This is a genomic window from Kitasatospora sp. NPDC096147 (assembly GCF_044763225.1).
Taxonomy (GTDB): Bacteria; Actinomycetota; Actinomycetes; order Streptomycetales; family Streptomycetaceae; genus Kitasatospora.
Genome location: NZ_JBIWFX010000001.1, coordinates 577,143 through 596,124, shown reverse-complemented (window position 1 = coordinate 596,124; position 18,982 = coordinate 577,143). Strand labels below are relative to the sequence as shown.

Genomic DNA, 18,982 nt, shown 5'->3' with positions numbered 1-18,982 from the left:
GTCCGGTGCGTCGGCCGCCGGAGCTCGGTGCGCGGTCCCCCGGCGGGCACCCTGCGGGGACGGTCACCGCGCGGTCCCGGGCGCTAGCCCCGGGCGTCGCGGGCCAGCAGCGCGGCCTGGACCCGGTTGTCGCAGCCGAGCTTGGCCAGGATGCGGCTGACGTAGGTCTTCACGGTGGCCTCGCTCATGTGCAGGCGGGCACCGGCGTCCGCGTTGGAGAGGCCCTCGCCGAGCAGGTCGAGGACCTCGCGTTCGCGCGGGGCGAGGGTGGCGAGCCGGGCCCGGGCGTCGGCGGCGCGGGCGTCGGCGGCGGGTGAGGCGGCCAGGCTGTCGACGATGTGGCGGGTGGCGGCGGGGGAGAGGAAGGCGTGCCCGACGGCGGCGGCCCGGACGGCCTGGATCAGTTCGGCCGGTGCGGTGTCCTTGAGCAGGAAGCCCGCCCCGCCGGAGGTGACGGCCCGCAGGACGTTCTCCCGCTCGCCGAAGGTGGTGAGGATCAGCGCCCGTGCGCTCGGCGCGTAGCGCGGGAGCTCGGCCAGCGCGCCGAGCCCGTCGAGCACCGGCATCCGGATGTCGAGGAGCAGGACGTCCACCGCGTGCTCGCGGGCGAGTTCGAGCGCGGCACGGCCGTCGCCCGCCTCGGCGACCACCTCGATGTCCGTCTCGCTGCCGAGGATCATCCGGATGCCGGCCCGGATCAGCGGCTCGTCGTCGGCGACCAGGACTCGGATCACGGTGCCGTCCTCCCTCCCGGATCGCGGTGGCCCTCACCGTGATCATCCGTCCGCACGGTACTGCACCTTCTCCATCAGCACGCCGTCCCGGAAGCAGAGCCGGGAGACCTCACTGGTGGACAGCCCGTCGGGCTGGTCCTCGGAGAGGTACCAGACGCACGTCGCCCCGGGCGGCACGGCCGGCCCCTGGCGCTCGAAGCCCTCGGTCAGGAAGCCGCTGCCGTGCGGGAGTTGGCGGCGGACCTGGTCCTCGGGCTGGCCGATCTGGAAGGAGACGTAACGGTCCTGGAGGAGGGTGGTCTCCTCCAGCGACTGGACGAACTTGACGCCGCCCCAGACCAGCAGGCCGATCAGGACCAGCGCCACCGCGCCGACCGCCACCGCGCAGCCGAGCGCCGGACGGCGCCGCTTCAGCGGCGACGCCCCGCCGGGCAGTGCCAGCCCGAGGTCCGCCTCCAGGTCCTCGCCGGCCGGGCGGCCGGTGCCGTCGTACGGGAGGACGCCGGCCAGGCGGTAGCCGCCGTCCGGGGTCGGGCCGGTGTGCAGCATGCCGCCGAGCAGACGGGCCCGCTCGCGCAGCCCGGTCAGGCCCTGGCCACCACTGACCGTCGCCGGCGCACCGGGCGGGCAGGGGGAGTTGACCACCTCGACCAGCAGGGCGTCCGGCTCGAAGCGCAGCGCGACGGTGATCGGGGCGCCGGGCGCGTGCTTGTGCGCGTTGGTCAGCCCCTCCTGGACGATCCGGTAGGCGGCGTGGCCGGTGGCGGTGGTGACGGTGCGCGCGTCGTCCGGCCGGGTGAGCGTCACCTGCGCACCGGCGGCCCGGGACGCCTCGACCAGACGCGGGATCTCGGCCAGGCCGCCGGACTGCTCCTCCTCGGTCTGGTCGTCCTCCCGCAGCAGGCCGATCACCCCGCGCAGTTCCCGCATCGCGCCGACGGCCGCCTGGCGCAGTACTCCGACCGCCTCGCGCTGACGGTCGGTCAGGGTGCGGTCCACCTCCAGTGCGCCGGTGTGCACCGAGATCAGGGCCAGCTGGTGGCCGAGGCTGTCGTGCATGTCCTGGGCGATCCGGTGCCGTTCGCGCAGCCGGGCCTGGCGGGCGATCATCGCCCGTTCGCGGAGCAGTTGGGCGTTGCGCTCCTCCAGGGCGGTGAGCAGGGCCCGGCGCTGGGCCCGGTACCGGCCGAAGACGGCCGGCAGCACCGCGAGCACCAGGAAGGCGCCGGTGCTCAGACCGAGCAGGGCGGGCAGCGACAGGGCGTGCCGGTCGGCGATCAGGTCGTAGGTCATCATCGCCGCGAACGCCACGACGGTGGCGATCACCGCGTCCCGGGCCCGGGTCACCCGGCGGCCGAGCGACCAGGCCGAGCCGATCAGGGTGGGCAGCCAGGCGGAGAGCGGGCCGCAGCCGAACGCGGCGAGCACCAGCACGGTGCGGGGCAGGCCCCGCCGGAGCAGGAAGAGCAGGGCCGCGCCGCCGGAGGCGAGCACGGTGCGGAGCGGCGAACCGGCGCCCAGCACGTCGAGCCCGGCGGCCAGCAGGGCGGCGAGCAGCGTGCCGACGGCTTCGTTCCGGACGGTGCGGCGGTCCCAGGGCCCGGGCAGGACGGTGCGGACCAGGTGCTCCCACCGGGTCCGCGCGGTCCGCCGCCCCCTGTCGGCGTCGTCGCCGGGGGACGTGCCGGGGTTGCTGCCTGGGTGTTCCGCAGTGCGCTCGCTCACGCTCGCGAGGCTAGACGACGGGCCGGGCCGGACGGGAGTCGGCGATGGTCGCGGCGCGGGCGCGACGAAAGTCGCGAGGCGGGGTGGAGCCGGGTGGCGCCTGCCTCGGCCGGGTGACGGGCCGTCACACCCCGGCCGGTGGGTCGGGCGGGGCGGCTGGTCGGCTGGTCGGCTGGTCGGTGGCTCGGAGGAGGGGACGGAGTGCGGCATTCGGTGGACCCGACGGCGCGGCAGGGTGGTGCGGGGCGTTCCGTGCGGAAGATGTACTGGTATGTCCATCGGATCATCTCGGATCACCCGGAGCCGCCTCCTGGCCGGGCTCTGTCTGGCCGTCACCGCAGCCGGCTGCGGTTCGCTCCCGTCCGAGCCCGGGCGGGACACCGCTCCACCCCCGGCCGCCGCTGCCGCCGTGGCGAACCCCGCCGCAGCCGTGCTGCCCGGTCGGGCCTCGGAGCAGGAGTACCACCCGGTCGCCGAACCCCGGGTGCGGGCGGCGCCGCTCACCGGCTCCGAGCTCACCGAGCTGGCCAGGGCCTGGGGTCTCGACGCGCCGCCGCTGCCGGCGCCCGCGCCGCCCGCCGTCAAGCCGGAGCTGCGCGAGAACGGACCGCACGTGCAGCTCTCCGGGGACGGGCTGCCGGCCCGGGTGCGGCGGGTGCCGACCACCGACAAGGTGGTCTTCCTCACGGTGGACGACGGCCTCGAGAAGGACCGCCGGTTCAACCGGATGATGCGCGAACTCGGCGTCCCGTTCAGCGCCTTCGTCTCCGGCTACCTGGCCCGGTCGGACTACGGCTACTTCCGTGAGCTGAACGACCAGGGGGTGCGGGTGAACAACCACACCCTCGACCACAAGGACCTGCGCCGGCTGGACCGGCAGCAGCAGAGCCGGCAGATCTGCGGCCAGCAGGACGAGCTGGTCCGCGAGGTCGGGCCCCGGCCGGTACTGTTCCGGCCCCCGTACGGGGAGTTCAACGCCGACACCCTGCGGGCCGCCAAGGACTGCGGCATCACCGCGATGCCGCTCTGGAACGAGGAGGCGTTCCCCGACCGGATGGAGTACCGCCACCTCGACCAGCGGCTGCACCCCGGGGACATCATCCTCACCCACTTCCGGGGCGCCGGGCAGTGGGGCGGCTCGATGACCGACCTGGCCCGGCTGGTGATCCGCACCGCCACCGAACAGGGCTTCGCCCTGGCCCGGCTGGACGACTACCTGGGCTGAGCCGCTCAGTGGTGGTGGTGGTGCGGTGGCGGTGCGTCAGAGACCGCCGCCACCGGGGCCGTAGCCCCCGTCCCCGATGTTCGAGCCGCCACCGCCGCCGCCACCCCCGGCGTCGCCGAAGAGCAGGCCGTAGCCGGTGCCCCCCGCGGCGATTGCGATGAGCAGCAGCACCGTGAGCAGCCAGCCGGGCGCGGAGTCGTGGAGCGCCAGGTACAGGCCCAGGCTCACCACCCCCGCCGTCAGCAGCACACCACCCGCGACCCGTCTGGTCTCCATGGCTTCCCCCGGTGCGGAGATCCGTTCCGACGATGAGGGTGCACCCCGTCGGCGGCCGTCCGGCACCCGGCGGGGTGCGGTGGCGGGGTGTCAGATGGCGCCGCCCGGGCCGTTACCCCCGTCCGAGCCGCTGCCGTCCCCGCCGGCGGGTCCGAAGCCGTCGATGACGAGGAAGCCGGCCAGCACCCCGAAGAGGCTCGCGACGACGCAGGCGCCGATCGCCCACCGGGGCCAGTCGGCAGCCCGGACCACCACGCCCGCCGCGAAGGACGTCACCACCACCGCCCATCCGGTGATGACCCTGGACCTGCTCATGGCTTCCCCCGAGCTGTGGTGGCCGGCTGTCAGAGCGCGCCGACCGGGCCGTAGCCGCCGTACCCGTTCCCGCCGACGTCACCGCCCTCGCCCGGGATCGTGCTGGCCACGGCGAAGAAGGTGACGAGTCCCGAGACGCACAGCAGCAGCGGGAGGAGGCGCACCAGGAAGGGCCGATCGCCGTCGACGACGGACATCAGGAGCAGGCCCACAGTCGACGTCGCGGCTGCCGCCCAGGCGATGACTCCGGCCCTGCCCACCACTGCCTCCCCGAGCACCGTGCCCGCTCCCGAACCGGGGATACCCGCTCGGAGGCAGCTTCGCACCCGTCCGGCCTCAGGACCCTGCCCCGGCCCGGAGTTGGTGGACCCTCAGGTGGAGGGTGGCGACGTCGAGCAGCGGGGTGGGGACGCCGAGGGTGCGGGCCCTGGCGGTCAGGTCGCCCAGCAGGTGCTCGACCTCGGTGTGGCGGCCGGCCAGCACGTCGCGGGCCAGCGAGGCGGTGAGCGGGGAGCCGGGGGCGGTCACCACGGCGCGGGTGGCGGCGAGTTCGGCGGCTGGGACGGGGCGGCCGGCGGCCTCGGCCACGGCGGAGCACTCGGCCAGCACGGCCTCCGCGAAGGCGGTGCCGCCCGGCACGGCGCCGACCTCGCCGACGGTGCCGCGCAGGAAGCCGGTGACGGTGGCCAGGGTGGTGATGAAGACCCACTTGTGCCACATCGCGGCGAGCACGTCGGGTGTCGGATCGGTGGGCACGCCCGCCTCGGTGAGCGCCGTGCGGAGGGCGGTGACGCGCTCGGAGAGGTGGCCGTCCTGCTCGCCGAGGGTGAGGTTGACGGGAGGGGCGAGCTGGACGATCTCGCCCTCGGGGCCGAGCGTGGTCACCACCTTGGCGACGCCACCGAGCACGGCGGTCGGGCCGAAGCGGGCGTTGAGCACGTCGAGGTGGGCCAGGCCGTTGAGCAGCGGCACGATCGCGGTGCCGGGGCCGACGGCCGGTGCCAGGTCGTCGAGGGCCCGGTCGAGGGCGGTGGCCTTGACGGAGAGCAGGACGAGGTCGAAGTCGGCTGCCGTCAGCTCGTCGGCCGTGACCAACTGCGGCTCGGGTAGGTGGAGTTCGGTCAGGCCGGTGATCCGCAGGCCGTGCGTGCGGAGGTGCTCGGCGCGGGCCGGGCGGACCAGGAAGGTCACGTCGTGGCCGGCCCGGGCCAGTCGGGCTCCGAAGTATCCGCCGGTGGCACCTGCGCCGACGACCAGGCTCTTCATGCGGTGTGGCCCTTCCTGTCCGGTTCCCGTGGGGTGTGCCACGGTCAGCGAACGGCGGGCTCCGCTGATTCCCGGGCAGGCCCGGGGGAGCGGGTCAGTGCATGGTGCCGCTGGTGCTGCCGAGCACCCAGACCAGGAGGGCGACCAGGGCGGCCGTCACCAGGACGAGGGCGATGCAGCCGGAGAGGCGGCCGAGGCTGAGGTTCCGTTTGTCGCTCACGGGGCCCATCCCAGCGGGGTGGTCAACGAACAGTCAAGGGTGTGGCCGCAGTTGGGCCCTGGTCGGCGGACCGGGAGGGATTCCGGACCGTACTCCGGGAAGTCGGCCCGGGGGCGCACCGTGGGCGGCTGGGGGTCCCTGCCGGGCGGGCACAGTTACCCCCACAGGGGTACGAGCCCTCGAATCCGCTCCGGCAGACTCTGAGCCCCGGCGGAGGTCCCCCGGGATGAGCGGGAAGAGAACTCCTTGAAGAAGCTACGTCTGATGATCGCTCTGTTCGCCGTCCTCCTCGGGGTGTTCGGCGGTGCCGGGACGGCGAACGCCGCCGGCAGCGGCTACGTGGACATCGAGACCGCCAGCGCCCCCGGCTGGTACGACGGGACGAGCGCCTGCACCACGTACTTCCCGGCCGGAGCCGCCTCCCGGCAGCTGCTCTGCGCGAGCCAGTACACCGTTGTGACGTGGACCGACGGCCGCAAGGAGATCAGCGGACTCGGCGCCGACCGCGCGGTCTGGACCACGATCCAGACCACCGCCGGAGGCGCGTGGGGGCCGTGGGTGAGCCTGGGCGGGGCCAACCTCAACCTGCAGTACGGGGTGGCCTGGCCCAACCGGCACACCATCGGGTCGTGGAGCGGCAGCACCTTGTACTGCCTCTACTCGGACCACGGCAGCCGGGCCTCCTGGTGGTCCACCAACTGCTGACCTGACCGTCCCGCAGCGCCGCCGACCCCGAGGGCGGTTCCGGTCCACGCACCCGGAACCGCCCTCGGGGGCGGCCCGTGGCCGGGCCGGGTCATTGTCCGCCGGGCTCCCCGCAGGGGTGAGCCGGTGCCGCCGGTACGTCGGGCGCGGGGAGCAGCAGGAGTGCCGCGCGGGTGCTCCCGGAGGCAGGTTCGGGGTCGGTGCGCGCGGCGGTGACGGCGGCGTCGACCGGCAGCGGGGTGAGGGAGGTCTCCCAGGCGGTGCGGTGCTCGCCGGTGGCGTAGCGGGAGGTGAGGTACTCGAGCGGGGTCAGGGCCGTGCCGTCGGCCTGGTCCCCGGGCGGGGCGAGCTCGTGCGAGGGGAGCAGCCAGGCGATGCCCTGGCGGGCGACGAGGTCGAAGACGCGGTGCTCGTCCGGGACGGCCCAGTCGCCGGTGCCGGCGGTGGCGGCGGCGAGCAGCCGGGCGAGCATCGCCTCCTCGCGGGGGCCGGCCGGGCGGTCCGGGTGCGGGCGGTCGCCGATCATCTGCTCCAGGTGGTAGCGCTGACCCCAACTGCCCACCCAGCGGCGCAGGTTGCCATCCCTGGTCTCCCGGATCGCGGCCAGCGCCAGGGCGCGGACCGTCAGGTGGCGTCGGGTCAGCACGGCGGTCCGGTCCGGCTCCTCCCGGTGCAGGGCGGCCCGTACCTCGGCCACCGAGGGGCCGTCGTACCAGCGGAGCGTCCAGCTCTGCCGCGCCGGGTCGTACAGCGGCTCCAAGGTCGTCCGGTGCTCGGTGCCGAGCCGCTCGGCGAGCCGCCGCAGACGTGCCTCACGCAGGGTGTCCGTCATGCCCGCACCCTAGCGACGGACCGCGTCCCGGCCCGGCGACCCGCCGTCCGGATCACCCGTCCTGCCGTGCGTGGCGTGGTACGGACGGGTACCTGACGGAACGGGCGGGAGGGTGGACGGGGAGGAGGCGGGAGGACCGGTCGCCTGCGGGCTGCGGGCTGCGGGCCGCGGTTCGGGTGACGGTGGGTCAGTCGGTGAAGGTGATGCGGTCCAGGGCGAGGGCGCCCGGGCGGGAGAGCAGCACGGTGGAGGCGCAGCCCGGGAGCGGGCCCGAGGCGAGGGCGGCGTGCAGCCGGGTGGTGGCGCGGCGGTGGCGGGCGAAGGCGTAGGCGGAGACCCGGCGGCCCCGGGCGAGCTGGCCCTGACGGGCCTGCTGCGGGGTGGAGTCGAGGATCAGCAGGTGCAGGCGGCGGCCCTGGCGGGCGGCGGTGCGGGAGAGCCAGGCGCGGACCCAGGGCAGCGTGCCGCAGTCGTGCACCACCAGCGGGCCGCCGGCCAGCAGGGCGCGGCGCAGCCGGAGGTAGTGGTGGGCGCGGACCAGCGGCCGGTACAGCGCGTACGGGACGGCGGACGGCAGCCGGGCGGCCCAGTGCTCCCGGCTGTGCTGGGAGTCGATCACCGGGGCTATCGCGCAGCGCCCCATCAGGGTGGACTTGCCGCTGCCGGGCAGGCCGGAGACCACCAGCAGGTCGGCGGCGGGGTAGCTGAGCACGCCGGGGACGGGCAGGGCCCGCAGGTCGTGCAGGTCGTGCGGGCGCAGGACGACACCGCTCCCGGTGTGCGCACGGGGCGCTGCGGGCTGCTGCGCCGGCACGCGGTGCCCGGTCGGATCCGGCCGGACCGGACCCGGGCTGACGGTCTCGCGCACTGACCCTCCTTCACGGCCCTCCCCCTCGCCCCGGCCGGCGGGCAGGTGCCGGAGGTGGGCCTATTACCAAGAAAGGGTAATGGGCGGGGCGGACAGCAGGCACTGACCAGCCCGGAACGGGGTCGGCTCGGGACGAAGCCGTGACCTTGGAGGGCGGACTGTGGCAGGTCTGTGGCCGATTCCTTACGGGGTGAATGATCTTGGGGTGCCCGATTCATGGCAAGCTGGGCGTTCTCTGACGACGAGACGGCTGGCGGGTAGGGGGCGAGGCGGATGAGGATCTGCTTCCTGGTGGAGGAGCTGTACCGGAACGACGGCATCCCCCGGGACGTGGTCCGGCAACTGGCGGACTGGGGGCACCGGGTGGACGTGCTGCGGCCCAGCGGCTCGCTGCTGGCGCTGGACGGGCTGGTCCGGGCGGGCAGCCATGACCTCTGGGTGTTGAAGACGGTCTCCGGCGGACCGGGCCTCGGCCTGCTGGAGGCGGCTGCGGCGGCGGGGCTGACCACGGTGAACGACGCCCGGGCGATCCGGGTGGTGCGGGACAAGGTCTCGGCCGCGATCCGGGCCGCCGGGCAGGGCCTGCCGGTGCCGCCGACCTGGGCGGCGGCCCGGCCGTCCGACCTGGCCGGCATCCCGGGCGACTACTACCCACTGGTGGTCAAGCCGGCCGAGGGCAGCCGGGGCCGGGCGGTCCGCCGGGTCGACTCGATCGACCAACTCGGCCAGCTGGAGGCCGAGTTCGCAGATGAGGGGATGCTGATCGCGCAGCCCTGGGTGCGCAACTCCGGGATCGACCTCAAGGTCTACAGCCTGGACGGCGAGCTGTTCGCCACCGAACGGACCTCCCCGCTGGTGGCGGGGGAGAAGCGCGAGCGGGCGGTGCCGCTGAGCGCCGAGGTGGCCCGGATCGTGCACCGGATCGGGGAGCTGTACGGGCTCGACCTGTTCGGCGTGGACGTGGTGTTCGGCCCGGACGGCCCGGTGGTGGTGGACGTCAACGACTTCCCGAGCTTCCGTCAGGTGCCGGACGCGGTGCCCCGGGTGGCCCGGGCGATCCTCGGCCTGGCCCGGCGCGGGTCCTCCGTGCCGGCACCCCGGGCGGTCGTCCCGGTGGCGGGTGCCCTGCTGTGAGGATCGGGGTGATCTGCCGGGATCCGGAGCATCCGCTGCTGACCGGCACGGCGGCGCTGCTCACCGCCGCGGGGCACCGGGTGGAGTGGGACGCGCCCGACCCGGCGGATCCGGCCGAGGTCTACCTGCTGAAGGCGCGCACCCCGGCGGCGCTCGGGCTGGCCCGGGAGCTGGAGCGGGCCGGCGCCCGAGTGGTCAACCCGGCTGCCGCCACCGGGAACTGCCAGGACCGGGAGTGGATGGCGGCCACCGCCACGGCGGCCGGGCTGCCGTTCGTGGAGACGCTGGCGGAGCCGCGCTTCCCGCTGGTGGTGAAGAGCCGGTACAGCCGCAAACTGGACCTGGTCGCCAAGGCCCGGGACGCGGGGGAGCTGGCGGAGCTGACGGCCCGTTGGCCCGGCGAGCCCGTGGTGCACCAGCCCTTCCTGCCCGGCGACGGCTGGGACCACAAGCTCTGGGTGGTCGGCGAGCAGGTCTTTGGCGAGCTGCGCCGCTCCGAACTCGCCCCCGGGGCACGGCAGTCCGTCGACCACCGGCCCCGCTACCCCGAGCTGGCGCTGCGCTGCGGCCCGGCCTTCGGCCTCACCGTCTACGGCGTGGACGTGCTGGAGGTGGCGGGCGAGCCGGTCATCGTGGACGTCAACGCCTTCCCCGGCATCCGGGGCGGGCGCGGCGCCCCGGAGGCGCTGGCCGCGCTGGTGACGGCCGGCTGAGGGACCTCACCGAGGCGCGCGGGGCCTGCGGTCACGGCCGCCTCACGAGTTCCCGGAAGACCGCTTCGTGCGGTCAGGCCTGCCCGTGGCCGGCGCGGAAGGGCTCCACCCCGACGATGTGACGGACCTTCAGCGGACGGACCACCACGGCGACCCGCCGCTCGCCGGGGACCAGCCACTCGTACCGCTCGGTGCCGAGGTACTTCCGGGCCAGCCGGTCCATCCGCTCGACGGCCTCCGGGCCCTCGACGAAGCGGCTGACCACACCGCTGATCTGGATCCGGTCGTAGGGGTCGGCCGGGTCGGCGTGCGAGAGGTAGACGCGCGGATCGCGGCGGAGGTTCTCCTCCTTGACCCGGCCGGCCGAGGAGTTGAAGGTCAGCTCGCCGTCGCCCTCCAGGTCCACCCACATCGGGCTGACCTGCGGGGAGCCGTCGGCGTTCACGGTGCCGACGTACCAGAAGTGGGGGGCCAGCAGCCGTTCACGGACGGCCGGTTCGAAGCTCACGGTCATGCGGGCACGGTATCCGGTCGGTGGGGCCGTCGGGCCGGGAACGGCGAAGCGCGGTGGCTCCGGTGCGCCGCAGGGCACACCGGAGCCACCGCGCTCGTCTCGGTGAAGCCGGCTCAACGCGCCGGGCTCGGTGCGGTCGGCCCGGCGCGTTTCGGCTCAGTACAGCGGGGCGACCTGCTCGCCGGTGTCGGCGCGGTGGACGGTGATGGCCTCCACCGGGCACAACTCGGCTGCCTCGGTGATGAGTTCGAGGTCGCTCGGGGAGCGGCGCAGGGTCTGGGCCCGGCCGTCGGCGGTCAGCGTCAGGTCGGCCGGTGCGGTGGCCGCGCAGGCGCCGGTACCGACGCAGCGGGTGCGGTCGACCCGGGTCTCCAGCGGGCCGGTGGCGGCGGTCACCAGGTGACCGGGAGGGTGTTCGGGCTGCGGGTGAGCAGGCCGGTGCGCCAGTCGATGTCCGGCTCGGTGACGGCCAGTTCGAGGGCCGGGAAGCGGGCGGCCAGGCGGTGCAGCCCGTCCTCCAGCTCCATCCGGGCCAGCCAGGCGCCCAGGCAGTGGTGCGGGCCGGCGCCGAAGGTCAGGCTCGGGGTGCCGACGGGGGAGAACAGGTCGCGCCTGCCGTCCTCGGGCAGCGGCGGGTAGACCGCGGGGTCGTTGTTGGCGGAGCCGGTGTCGGCGGCCACGATCGCCCCGGCCGGGATGGTCACCCCGCCGATCTCCAACTCCTCGGTGGCCCGGCGGAGCAGCCCCGGGAAGCTGTCGCGGTCGCCCAGCGGGATGGTGCGCAGCACCTGCTCGGAGGCGGTGGCAGCGGCCTCCGGGCTCTCCGCGATCCGCGCCCAGGCGTCCCGGTCCCGGCCGAGCAGGTAGACCAGCGCGTTGCCCAGGGTGGTCATGGTGGTCTCGTGGCCGGCCACCACCAGGCCGAGCACCAGCATGATCACCTGCTCGTCGGTGACGCCCTCGGTCTCGTCGGCCGCCTGCACCAGGCTGCTGACCAGGTCGTCGCCCGGGTTCTTCCGCCGGTCGGTCACCAACTGGTGGCAGAAGCCCGCGAATTCGCCCATCGCGGTCTGGATCTCCTCGGCCGTGTAGGCGGAGGCGGAGAGCGCGTGGTCGCTCCAGTGGCCGAGCCGGCTCATGTCCAGCCCGTCCAGGCCCATCAGCCGGCTGATCACCGCGACCGGCAGCGGCCGGGTGAAGGCCCCGATCACGTCCACCGGGCCGTCCTGGGCGGCGAGTTCGTCCAGCAGGCCGTCGATCACCGAGGTGACCCACGGGCGCCAGCGCTCGATCGCCCGGGGAGTGAAGGCCCGCTGCACGGTGCGCCGCAGCCGCTGGTGCTCCGGGCCGTCCAGGTTGATCAGGGTGCCGGGCACGTCGAGGATGTTCGGCGTCAGGGTGACGGCCGGGGCGTCCTCGGCGTAGAGGGTGGCGCGGCCGAGCCGGGGGTCGGTGAGCGCCTGGCGGACGTCCGCGTGCCGGGTGCAGAGCCAGACCGGGGTGCCGGTCGGCAGGGCGGCCTGGCGGGGCGGCCCCGCTTCGAGGTGGCGCAGGCAGTGCAGCGGGATGAGGGGTGCAGTGGTCATGGGGGGTGTACTCCCTGATACGGAGCGGGTCCGGGCCACCACTGACCGTAGGCCCCGTAGACCGTGTCAGGTAGGGGGCGAACCAGCCAAGCGCGCGCTGGGATCTAGCCACGGGGGCGCACCTTCGAACGGGTGCGCCCCCACGGTGAGCTGGGAGGTCGTCAGATGCCGGTCTCGGCCGCCAGGCGGCCCGAGCGGACGGCCGCCAGCAGCTCGGCGTGGTCCGCCTCCGCTGTGGCCCAGCCGCTCAGCGCGTCGGTGACCACCTGCATCCGCTTCTGGCCGAGCACCAACCGCTGGCCCTCGTGCGTCGCCCAGGCAGTCACCGGGTAGCCCGCGCGCGCCGACGGGCTCCGTCAAGATCGCCTGCCAGAGGACGCCGGTGACCTTTGACGGACGGCCTTGACTGATGGGCAGGCGAGTTGGACCGCCCGTTCAGGCGCCTTCATCCTCGAACATGCCGGTCAGTCGAGGTGCACCTCCCGGCGCCCGGCCACGTACACGGGAACGTGCCCAGTGGCGGGGCAGCGGCATGATTTTGGTGGCTCGCGTGGCCCGTGGCCGCACCTGAGATCATGAACCCATGCCTGCGGAATCGAACCTGTTGTCGGACATGTGGCCGCTCGCGCCGATCGGCGCGACGGACTGGCTGCTTGAGCTGTGCGGCGACGGTTTGACCGGGTTCATGCCGCCGGCGATGCCCGATGCGGCCTGGGTGCTCAATGCCATGTACGAACACGAGCACGGGCCGGGCGACGTGTCGCACCACGAGTACCGCCAGGCACGCCTGGCGGACGGGAGCGCGCCGCGCGACACTGTCGCGGGCATCGACCTCGACGCCGTGGGCGTCGCCACGGGAGGCGGCCTGGGCCGCGCCGAGCACCCCGGCCCCGGCTGGCGGCGGCTGCGCTGGGCGGAACTCGCCCGGCGGACCGGCGACCCCGTCGTCCCCGACGGGCTGCGGCCCTGCTTCCGCTGTTTCCCCTCGGTGAAAAGGAACGGCAGTTGGCCGCTGGGCATCGCCCCTCCCACCGAGGGGAGCCTGGACCGTGAGAGCTGGATCCGGCTGATCGACATCCTCACCGCGCACAGTCCCGCAGGCCCGGACACCCGTTGCCTGATCTACTACAACCCGCTGACGCTCGGAGCCGAAGACTTCGACAACCTCCATGTGCGGGTGGGGCGTCTCGGTGACGCCAAGCTCCTCTACGACGTTCCCGAGGCCGACCTGGCCGACTTCAGCCCGACCAACCTCTGGGCCGAAGACCGCTCATGGGTCCTGTGCACCGACTACGACCTGTGGGCCACCAAGGTCGCCGGGCCTCCGGCCCTCATCGAGGCGCTGCTGAACGACACCGTTGTCGAGGCGGTACGACTGCCCTGAGCGACACGAGGGCAGGCTGCGCCCGCCCGTACCCGTCCCCAGCGGCGAGTCACTGATCGTCACATCGGCACGTCCGCACCGAATCCAAGCCGTCCAACTGTGTGGGCACTGACCAGGCACAGCATCTGCTGGCGGCTCACCGGCCGGTCCCTCCACGTCAGCCACGACGAGCAGCCCTACCAACCGGTCCAACTCCCATGGGACGGACCGCCCTCCGCCACGTCGCTCGGGCTGGGCCGGGCTCTAGAAGATCCGGCGCCACCAGGGCCGGGAGCCGACAGGCGTCGGGGCGTCTGCGCCCGTCGACTCCCGGCCCACTACGGGGGACTCCCATTCGATCAGGGCGGCGGGGTACCAGGTGCCGGGTGTGTCACCCCGGGCGTTGGCCCAGGCGGCGACCAGAGCGGCGGCTTCCCGGTCGGGCAGCAGGACACGGTCGGGGTCGGTCGTCACGCCGAGTTCGCGCGCGCCGTCCTGCTGCAGGTCATTGCACAGCCAGGTGTGAACCTGGCCCAGGTCGTAGCTGAGCACCTCCCAGCCGATCTCGCGCCCGCCCTCGGCGAGCTCCCCGGCCGGCACACGGCAGTGGCGGCCGAGGTTTCCGAGGAGCACCGGCTCGTCCGTGCCGTCAGCGCGGATGTCGGCCGTGAGGCCGTCGGCGTGACCGGATGGCACCAACAGGGCGTAGAGGCGGGCTCCTTCGGGGACCGGCAGGAGCCGACAGGCCGCCAGCGCCTCAGGGGCGCTGGCGAACCAGCGCCCGTCCTCCGGCAGTCGCTCAGCCCGGCAGTCGGACGCCGTCGTCAGCCCCGGCCTGCGGGGCACGGCCGAACCGTTCGACGACGCCGGCACCGCGACGAAGTAGCCGGCCAGCAGCAGCCCATCCGGCTCACCGTCACCAGCGGGAAGATCCTCGATCATCCCCGTACCGTACCCGGACTGCCATATCAACCTTCGATGAGACAAACCCCCAGCCGTCAAACCCCGATGAGACGGATCAAACCTCGATGAGACGGTCACACGGCATCGGATGCCCTCTGACAGGCGATCTTGACCGAGTGTCAGAAGATCGTGACCGCCCATCCGGCCGACTGAGCGTGGGGGTCATTCGTCGTGGAGGCGCTGGAGGACCTGGGTGAACTCACCGTCGTCGAGCAGGCCGGCCAGCACCTGCGTCTTGCTGTCGATGCCGGGCTCCCGGACGACGAGGCCGTCGGAGCACCAGAAGGAGCGGCCCTCCAGCGCCTCGCCGGTCCGGGACCACCTCTCCACGAGGCGTCCGACCTCGGCGAGGGTGAACACGGTCGCGCTCCAGCGTGAGCCGTCCGCTGTCAGCCGGACCTCCACGTCGGCGTTGCAGACGCCGTCCAGGGCCTCGCCTGTGCTGGGCAGGAACGACGCCTCGAAGCGGTCCGTGCGGACGCGGTACCAGGGGCCGTCCCATCCCTGGTCCGCCGGCACGGCACCGCCCTCCGCCCGCGCAGGAACCCCGCCACGCCCCGATCCGGTCAAAAGCAGAAACCTCCTGACGGTCAAGATCGCCTGCCAAACGCTCAAGGTCACCTGTCGAAGAACACCAAGCGCGCGCTGGGGACAAGCCGCGGGGGCGCACCTGCGAACGGGTGTGCCCCCACGGTGAGCTGGGAGGTCGTCAGATGCCGGTCTCGGCCGCCAGGCGGCCCGAGCGGACGGCCGCCAGCAGCTCGGCGTGGTCCGCCTCGGTCCGGTCCGCGTAGGCCACCGCGAACGCGGCCACCGCCTCGTCCAGTGCCTCGTTCTTGCCGCAGTAGCCCGCGGCCACCGCCGCGTCCAGGGTGTGCGCGTGCGCCCGGGCCAGCAGCGCGCCGGTGAGGCGGCCGTAGTCGTCCAGCTGTGCGGGCTGCAGCGCGGCCGGGTCGACGCTGCCCTTGCGGTTGCGGAACTGCCGTACCTGGTACGGGAGTCCGTCCACCGTGGTCCAGCCGATCAGCACGTCGGTGACCACCTGCATCCGCTTCTGGCCGAGCACCACCCGCTGGCCCTCGTGCGTCACCCGGGTGGTCACCGGGTAGCCCGCGCGCGCCAGGTGGGGCAGCAGCACGGACGGGCGGGCCTCCTTCACCTGGAGCACCAGCGGCTCCGAGCGCTGGTCCAGCAGCAGCACCACGTACGAGCGGGTGCCGACGCTGCCGGTGCCCACCACCCGGAAGGCGACGTCCTGGACGCTGTACCGGGAGAGCAGCGGGTGCAGCTCGACCGGCACCGTCTCCCGGTAGCCGGACAGCGAGGCCGCGACCAGGTCGGCGGTCTCGTCGCGTACCGCCCGGAGCACCGGCGGCGCCGGGACGAAGCGCGAACGCCCGTCCGGCTCCTGGACGGTGGACTTCGAGGCGAAGCGGGCGCTGGTGTTGCGCAGCGCCTTCTCCGCCACGCCCTCGATCACCACCCGGAGGTCCTGCGCCTCGGCGAAGGTCACCAGGTGCTCGTCGGCCACCGCGTTCCAGGCGTCTATGGCCGGCAGCCCCGCCAGCAGGCGCATGGTGCGCCGGTAGGACCCGGCCGCGTCGAACGCCGCCCGGCGGCAGGCGTCCTCGTCCGCCCCGGCCTGACGGCCCGCCAGCACCAGGCTGGCGGCGAGGCGCTTGAGGTCCCACTCCCAGGGGCCGGGCACGGTCTCGTCGAAGTCGTTGATGTCCATCACCAGCCGGCCCCGGGCGTCGCCGTACAGGCCGAAGTTGGCCGCGTGCGCGTCCCCGCACAGCTGGGCGGTCAGGCCGCTGGTGGGCGTGGAGACCAGGTCGGCCGCCATCAGCCCGGCCGAGCCGCGCAGGAAGGCGAACGGCGAGGCGGCCATCCGGCCAACCCGGATCGGCACCAGCGACTGCAGCCGTCCGGCGTTGGCCGACTCCACCGACTCCACCACCGACGGCCGGTCCGCCGGCGGCTCGAACCAGGCGTGCGCCTCGCGCGGCGTCTTCTCCCGCAGGTCCCTGCCGCGCCGCTTCGCCCCGCCCTGCGGCGGCCAGGCCGCGAACCCCTCGACCGCGAACTCCCGCACCGTGTCTCCTCCCCGTGGCACTCCCGCGCCCGGCTCCCCGTGGCGCCCGACGGCGCCGGCGCCGCCCGCACAGCGCGGGTGACGAGCAGACGCTACCCTGCGCAGGGCCCGGGGAGCAGTCCTGAGCTGCAACGGAGCTGCCACAGGGGTGTCACGACCCGGACGGCGCGCGGCCCCGTAGCATGCGGAGCATGTCTCACGATCTCGCCGCGCTGGGCGACGGCTTCCTCCCGTTCTGGACCGAGCGGCACCTGGCCACCTTCACCACGCTGCGCCCCGACGGCACGCCGCACGTGGCCCCGGTGGGCGTCACCTACGACCCGGAGACCCGGACCGCCCGGGTGATCAGCAGCGGCTCCAGCCGCAAGGTGCGCAACGTGCTGGCGGCCGGTCCGGCCGGGCTGCGGGTGGCGGTCTGTCAGGTGGACGGTGCCCGCTGGTGCACCCTGGAGGGCCGGGCGGTGGTGCGCGACGAACCGGAGGCGGTGGCCGAGGCGGTGGCGCGGTACACCGCGCGGTACCGGGCGCCCCGGGAGAACCCGGCCCGGGTGGCGATCGAGATCGCGGTCGACCGGGTGCTCGGCCGGTTCTGATGTGTGATTGATCGGTTCCGGTTCGAACGGCGTGTCGTTTATCGGCTGTTGAGCCGTTCGGGAGAGCATCGCAGGGTCGAACGAACGAACCCTCAGGGATGCGGACCGATACGTTGAACGAGCAGGAAACCGTGAACTTCCAGCGTCTGCTGGACCGCCTGACCGAGCACTTCGGCCCGGACCGCGAGCCGGTCCGGGCCGATCGGGTGCCGCAGCAGGGTCAGTTGACCGCGACCGCGGACCACGCGGCGGCCACCGCGGCGTACTCGGTGCTGCCGGCCCCGTAGAGGTCGGTGGCGGCCTTCAGGGTGGCGGTGCGGGCCCCCGCGTAGGTGGTGCCGGAGGTCATGTAGACCGTCAGCGCGCGGTACCAGATCTTGCCGAGCTTGTCCCGGCCGATGCCGTTCACGGTCGAGCCGTTGCAGGTCGGGCTGTCGTAGGAGACGCCGCCGACCACCCGCGCGCCGCTGCCCTCGGCCAGCAGGAAGGCGAAGTGGTTGGCCACGCCCGAGGAGTAGTGCACGTCCAGGTTGCCGACGCTCGAACTCCAGCAGTCGGCCGACTTGGTGTCCTTGGACGGCTTGTCCATGAAGCGCAGCGCGGCCTTGCCGAAGCCGGGCTTCACGATCTCCTCGCCGATCAGGTAGTCACCGGGGTCGTTGGCGTTGCCGGCGTAGAACTCCACCAGGGTGCCGAAGATGTCCGAGGTGGCCTCATTGAGGCCGCCGGACTCGCCGGAGTAGACCAGCTTGGCGGTGCGCGAGGTGACGCCGTGCGACATCTCGTGCCCCGCCACGTCGAGGGCGACCAGCGGGCCGAAGACGTTGCCGTCCCCGTCGCCGTAGGTCATGCAGAAGCAACTGTCGTCCCAGAAGGCGTTGTTGTAGTTGCTGCCGTAGTGCACCCGGTTGTAGGCGCCCTTGCCGTCGCCGGCGATGCCGTTGCGGCCGTGGACGGTCTTGTAGTAGTCCCAGGTCACGTTGGTGCCGTACTGGGCGTCCACCGCGGCCGAGGCGCGGTCGGTGGTGGCGCCGTTGCCCCAGTGGTTGTCGGCGTCGGTGAACAGCGTCGCGGGGGCCCGGCTGAAGCAGATGGACCCGAAGCACAGGTCGGTCTTGTTGGCCGCGTCGCCGGTGTAGGTGTTGCCCCGGGTCGGGTCCTTCAGCTGGTTGGTCGAGCCGGAGACGGTGGTCTGCAGCGGCACGGTGCCGCTGTACAGCGACTGGCCGTCGCCGGCGGCGGTCTCCAACGCGTCCCAGGCGTCGATCTGTTCACCCGTCCGGGCGTCCAGCAGAACGGTGCGGGAGACCGGATTGCCCAGCGAGTCCTGCCCGGTGGTGGTGGTCTGCCAGGCCAGCCGGGGTGCGCCGTGCAGCGCGTCGATCACCAGCTGAGGCTGGGCCTGGGCCCTGCCCACCGCCTTCCCCTCGGCACCGGCTGCCCGGGACAGCTCGCGGACGGCCTGCGAGCCCGCGCTCTCGCCGGAGACCTTCGGCGTGGTGGAGGCGACCGCGATCGACCCCTCGGTGGCCCGGTCGGTGGAGCGCAGTGCGCCGCTCGGGGCCAGGTGCTCGATCAAGTCGCCGCCCAGCACCGGGAGTCCGGCGTAGGTGCGGTCGTAGCGGACGTGCCGGGTGCCGTCCGCGTCGGTGATCACGTCACGGACGGTGCGGGCCTGGGTGGCTCCGCCGTCCCGGCTCACGGAGGTGGCCGGGGCGGCGGCGGTGATGGCGCCGGCGGCCAGTGCGACGACGGTGGCGACGGCGGCGGTACGCGTGCGGAAGTGCATGGTGCTCCTCGGGACGCGGGGGCAGTGTGCAGCTTCGGCGGCGACCGGTGGCGCGACGGCACGGTG

At 73.8% G+C, this 18,982-nt stretch carries 23 protein-coding genes and 1 pseudogene; 7 read left to right on the top strand and 17 right to left on the bottom strand.

The features are described 5' to 3' along the window. Positions 1–83: 83 nt before the first annotated feature. The gene (locus ACIRBX_RS02370) at positions 84–734 is read right to left on the bottom strand and encodes a response regulator (RefSeq protein ID WP_402293246.1); all 651 of its coding nucleotides are present in this window, start codon (positions 732–734) and stop codon (positions 84–86) included. A 42-nt stretch (positions 735–776) separates the two neighbouring features. Next, positions 777–2,459, bottom strand: a complete 1,683-nt coding sequence (locus ACIRBX_RS02365) for a sensor histidine kinase (protein WP_402293244.1) — start codon at positions 2,457–2,459, stop codon at positions 777–779. Positions 2,460–2,730: 271 nt separating this feature from the next. On the opposite strand from ACIRBX_RS02365, the gene ACIRBX_RS02360 reads away from it, so the two are divergent. Then, on the top strand, positions 2,731–3,684 hold the full coding sequence (locus ACIRBX_RS02360) for a polysaccharide deacetylase family protein (RefSeq protein ID WP_402293243.1): 954 nt from the start codon (positions 2,731–2,733) through the stop codon (positions 3,682–3,684). A gap of 36 nt (positions 3,685–3,720) precedes the next feature. Here the strand turns inward: ACIRBX_RS02360 and ACIRBX_RS02355 are convergent, their stop codons facing one another. The 5 genes from ACIRBX_RS02355 to ACIRBX_RS02335 all read right to left on the bottom strand — a co-directional run bounded on the left by ACIRBX_RS02355 (position 3,721) and on the right by ACIRBX_RS02335 (position 5,761). Continuing rightward, the gene (locus ACIRBX_RS02355; RefSeq protein ID WP_402293242.1) at positions 3,721–3,960 is read right to left on the bottom strand and encodes a hypothetical protein; all 240 of its coding nucleotides are present in this window, start codon (positions 3,958–3,960) and stop codon (positions 3,721–3,723) included. A gap of 90 nt (positions 3,961–4,050) precedes the next feature. Then, positions 4,051–4,275, bottom strand: coding sequence for a hypothetical protein (locus tag ACIRBX_RS02350; RefSeq protein ID WP_402293240.1), 225 nt, complete (start codon positions 4,273–4,275; stop codon positions 4,051–4,053). 29 nt (positions 4,276–4,304) lie between these two features. Continuing rightward, a complete protein-coding gene (locus ACIRBX_RS02345; RefSeq protein WP_402293239.1) occupies positions 4,305–4,472 on the bottom strand; it encodes a hypothetical protein in 168 nt (55 codons plus the stop codon). 139 nt (positions 4,473–4,611) lie between these two features. Further along, positions 4,612–5,541, bottom strand: a complete 930-nt coding sequence (locus ACIRBX_RS02340) for a ketopantoate reductase family protein (protein WP_402293237.1) — start codon at positions 5,539–5,541, stop codon at positions 4,612–4,614. Positions 5,542–5,635: 94 nt separating this feature from the next. Next, positions 5,636–5,761: a hypothetical protein gene (locus ACIRBX_RS02335; protein ID WP_402293235.1), complete on the bottom strand. Its 126-nt coding sequence runs from the start codon at positions 5,759–5,761 to the stop codon at positions 5,636–5,638. A 246-nt stretch (positions 5,762–6,007) separates the two neighbouring features. Between ACIRBX_RS02335 and ACIRBX_RS02330 the strand changes: the two genes are divergently transcribed. After that, positions 6,008–6,466, top strand: a complete 459-nt coding sequence (locus ACIRBX_RS02330; RefSeq protein ID WP_402293234.1) for a hypothetical protein — start codon at positions 6,008–6,010, stop codon at positions 6,464–6,466. Positions 6,467–6,557: 91 nt separating this feature from the next. Here the strand turns inward: ACIRBX_RS02330 and ACIRBX_RS02325 are convergent, their stop codons facing one another. Together ACIRBX_RS02325 and ACIRBX_RS02320 are read right to left on the bottom strand one after the other, a co-directional pair. Next, positions 6,558–7,298 (bottom strand): hypothetical protein, encoded by a 741-nt coding sequence (locus ACIRBX_RS02325; RefSeq protein WP_402293233.1) that lies wholly within the window; start codon positions 7,296–7,298, stop codon positions 6,558–6,560. Positions 7,299–7,485: 187 nt separating this feature from the next. Further along, positions 7,486–8,166 (bottom strand): AAA family ATPase, encoded by a 681-nt coding sequence (locus tag ACIRBX_RS02320; RefSeq protein ID WP_402293232.1) that lies wholly within the window; start codon positions 8,164–8,166, stop codon positions 7,486–7,488. A gap of 273 nt (positions 8,167–8,439) precedes the next feature. Here ACIRBX_RS02320 and ACIRBX_RS02315 point away from each other — a divergent pair, with 273 nt between their 5' ends. Further along, positions 8,440–9,300, top strand: a complete 861-nt coding sequence (locus ACIRBX_RS02315) for a RimK family alpha-L-glutamate ligase (protein WP_402293231.1) — start codon at positions 8,440–8,442, stop codon at positions 9,298–9,300. Next, positions 9,297–10,013, top strand: coding sequence for a RimK family alpha-L-glutamate ligase (locus tag ACIRBX_RS02310; RefSeq protein WP_402293230.1), 717 nt, complete (start codon positions 9,297–9,299; stop codon positions 10,011–10,013). Before ACIRBX_RS02315 ends, ACIRBX_RS02310 begins: the two co-directional genes overlap by 4 nt. Before the next feature lie 73 nt (positions 10,014–10,086). Here the strand turns inward: ACIRBX_RS02310 and ACIRBX_RS02305 are convergent, their stop codons facing one another. The 4 genes and pseudogenes from ACIRBX_RS02305 to ACIRBX_RS02290 all read right to left on the bottom strand — a co-directional run. Next, a complete protein-coding gene (locus tag ACIRBX_RS02305) occupies positions 10,087–10,527 on the bottom strand; it encodes a PPOX class F420-dependent oxidoreductase (protein WP_402293229.1) in 441 nt (146 codons plus the stop codon). 156 nt (positions 10,528–10,683) lie between these two features. Then, positions 10,684–10,923 carry a ferredoxin gene (locus tag ACIRBX_RS02300; RefSeq protein WP_402293228.1) on the bottom strand — a complete coding sequence of 80 codons (240 nt, stop codon included), beginning with the start codon at positions 10,921–10,923 and terminating at the stop codon, positions 10,684–10,686. Beyond that, positions 10,920–12,113, bottom strand: a complete 1,194-nt coding sequence (locus ACIRBX_RS02295; protein WP_402293227.1) for a cytochrome P450 — start codon at positions 12,111–12,113, stop codon at positions 10,920–10,922. Before ACIRBX_RS02295 ends, ACIRBX_RS02300 begins: the two co-directional genes overlap by 4 nt. Positions 12,114–12,274: 161 nt before the next feature. Further along, positions 12,275–12,454: pseudogene (locus ACIRBX_RS02290) on the bottom strand (DUF2252 family protein); the annotation flags it as partial. 242 nt (positions 12,455–12,696) lie between these two features. On the opposite strand from ACIRBX_RS02290, the gene ACIRBX_RS02285 reads away from it, so the two are divergent. Further along, positions 12,697–13,497, top strand: a complete 801-nt coding sequence (locus ACIRBX_RS02285; protein ID WP_402293225.1) for a hypothetical protein — start codon at positions 12,697–12,699, stop codon at positions 13,495–13,497. 243 nt (positions 13,498–13,740) lie between these two features. Here ACIRBX_RS02285 and ACIRBX_RS02280 read toward each other — a convergent pair whose 3' ends face one another. From ACIRBX_RS02280 to ACIRBX_RS02270, 3 genes are all read right to left on the bottom strand, one after another. Then, on the bottom strand, positions 13,741–14,418 hold the full coding sequence (locus ACIRBX_RS02280) for a hypothetical protein (RefSeq protein WP_402293224.1): 678 nt from the start codon (positions 14,416–14,418) through the stop codon (positions 13,741–13,743). 183 nt (positions 14,419–14,601) lie between these two features. Further along, the gene (locus tag ACIRBX_RS02275; RefSeq protein ID WP_402293223.1) at positions 14,602–14,958 is read right to left on the bottom strand and encodes a hypothetical protein; all 357 of its coding nucleotides are present in this window, start codon (positions 14,956–14,958) and stop codon (positions 14,602–14,604) included. A 190-nt stretch (positions 14,959–15,148) separates the two neighbouring features. Beyond that, positions 15,149–16,534, bottom strand: coding sequence for a DUF2252 domain-containing protein (locus ACIRBX_RS02270; protein WP_402293222.1), 1,386 nt, complete (start codon positions 16,532–16,534; stop codon positions 15,149–15,151). Between the two features lie 191 nt (positions 16,535–16,725). Here ACIRBX_RS02270 and ACIRBX_RS02265 point away from each other — a divergent pair, with 191 nt between their 5' ends. Both ACIRBX_RS02265 and ACIRBX_RS02260 read left to right on the top strand, forming a co-directional pair. Beyond that, on the top strand, positions 16,726–17,127 hold the full coding sequence (locus ACIRBX_RS02265) for a pyridoxamine 5'-phosphate oxidase family protein (RefSeq protein ID WP_402293221.1): 402 nt from the start codon (positions 16,726–16,728) through the stop codon (positions 17,125–17,127). 113 nt (positions 17,128–17,240) lie between these two features. Then, positions 17,241–17,414 (top strand): hypothetical protein, encoded by a 174-nt coding sequence (locus ACIRBX_RS02260; RefSeq protein ID WP_402293220.1) that lies wholly within the window; start codon positions 17,241–17,243, stop codon positions 17,412–17,414. Here the strand turns inward: ACIRBX_RS02260 and ACIRBX_RS02255 are convergent. Then, positions 17,348–18,916 carry a M4 family metallopeptidase gene (locus tag ACIRBX_RS02255; RefSeq protein WP_402293219.1) on the bottom strand — a complete coding sequence of 523 codons (1,569 nt, stop codon included), beginning with the start codon at positions 18,914–18,916 and terminating at the stop codon, positions 17,348–17,350. The two genes, ACIRBX_RS02260 and ACIRBX_RS02255, sit on opposite strands and share 67 nt — an antisense overlap. Positions 18,917–18,982 lie beyond the last annotated feature (66 nt).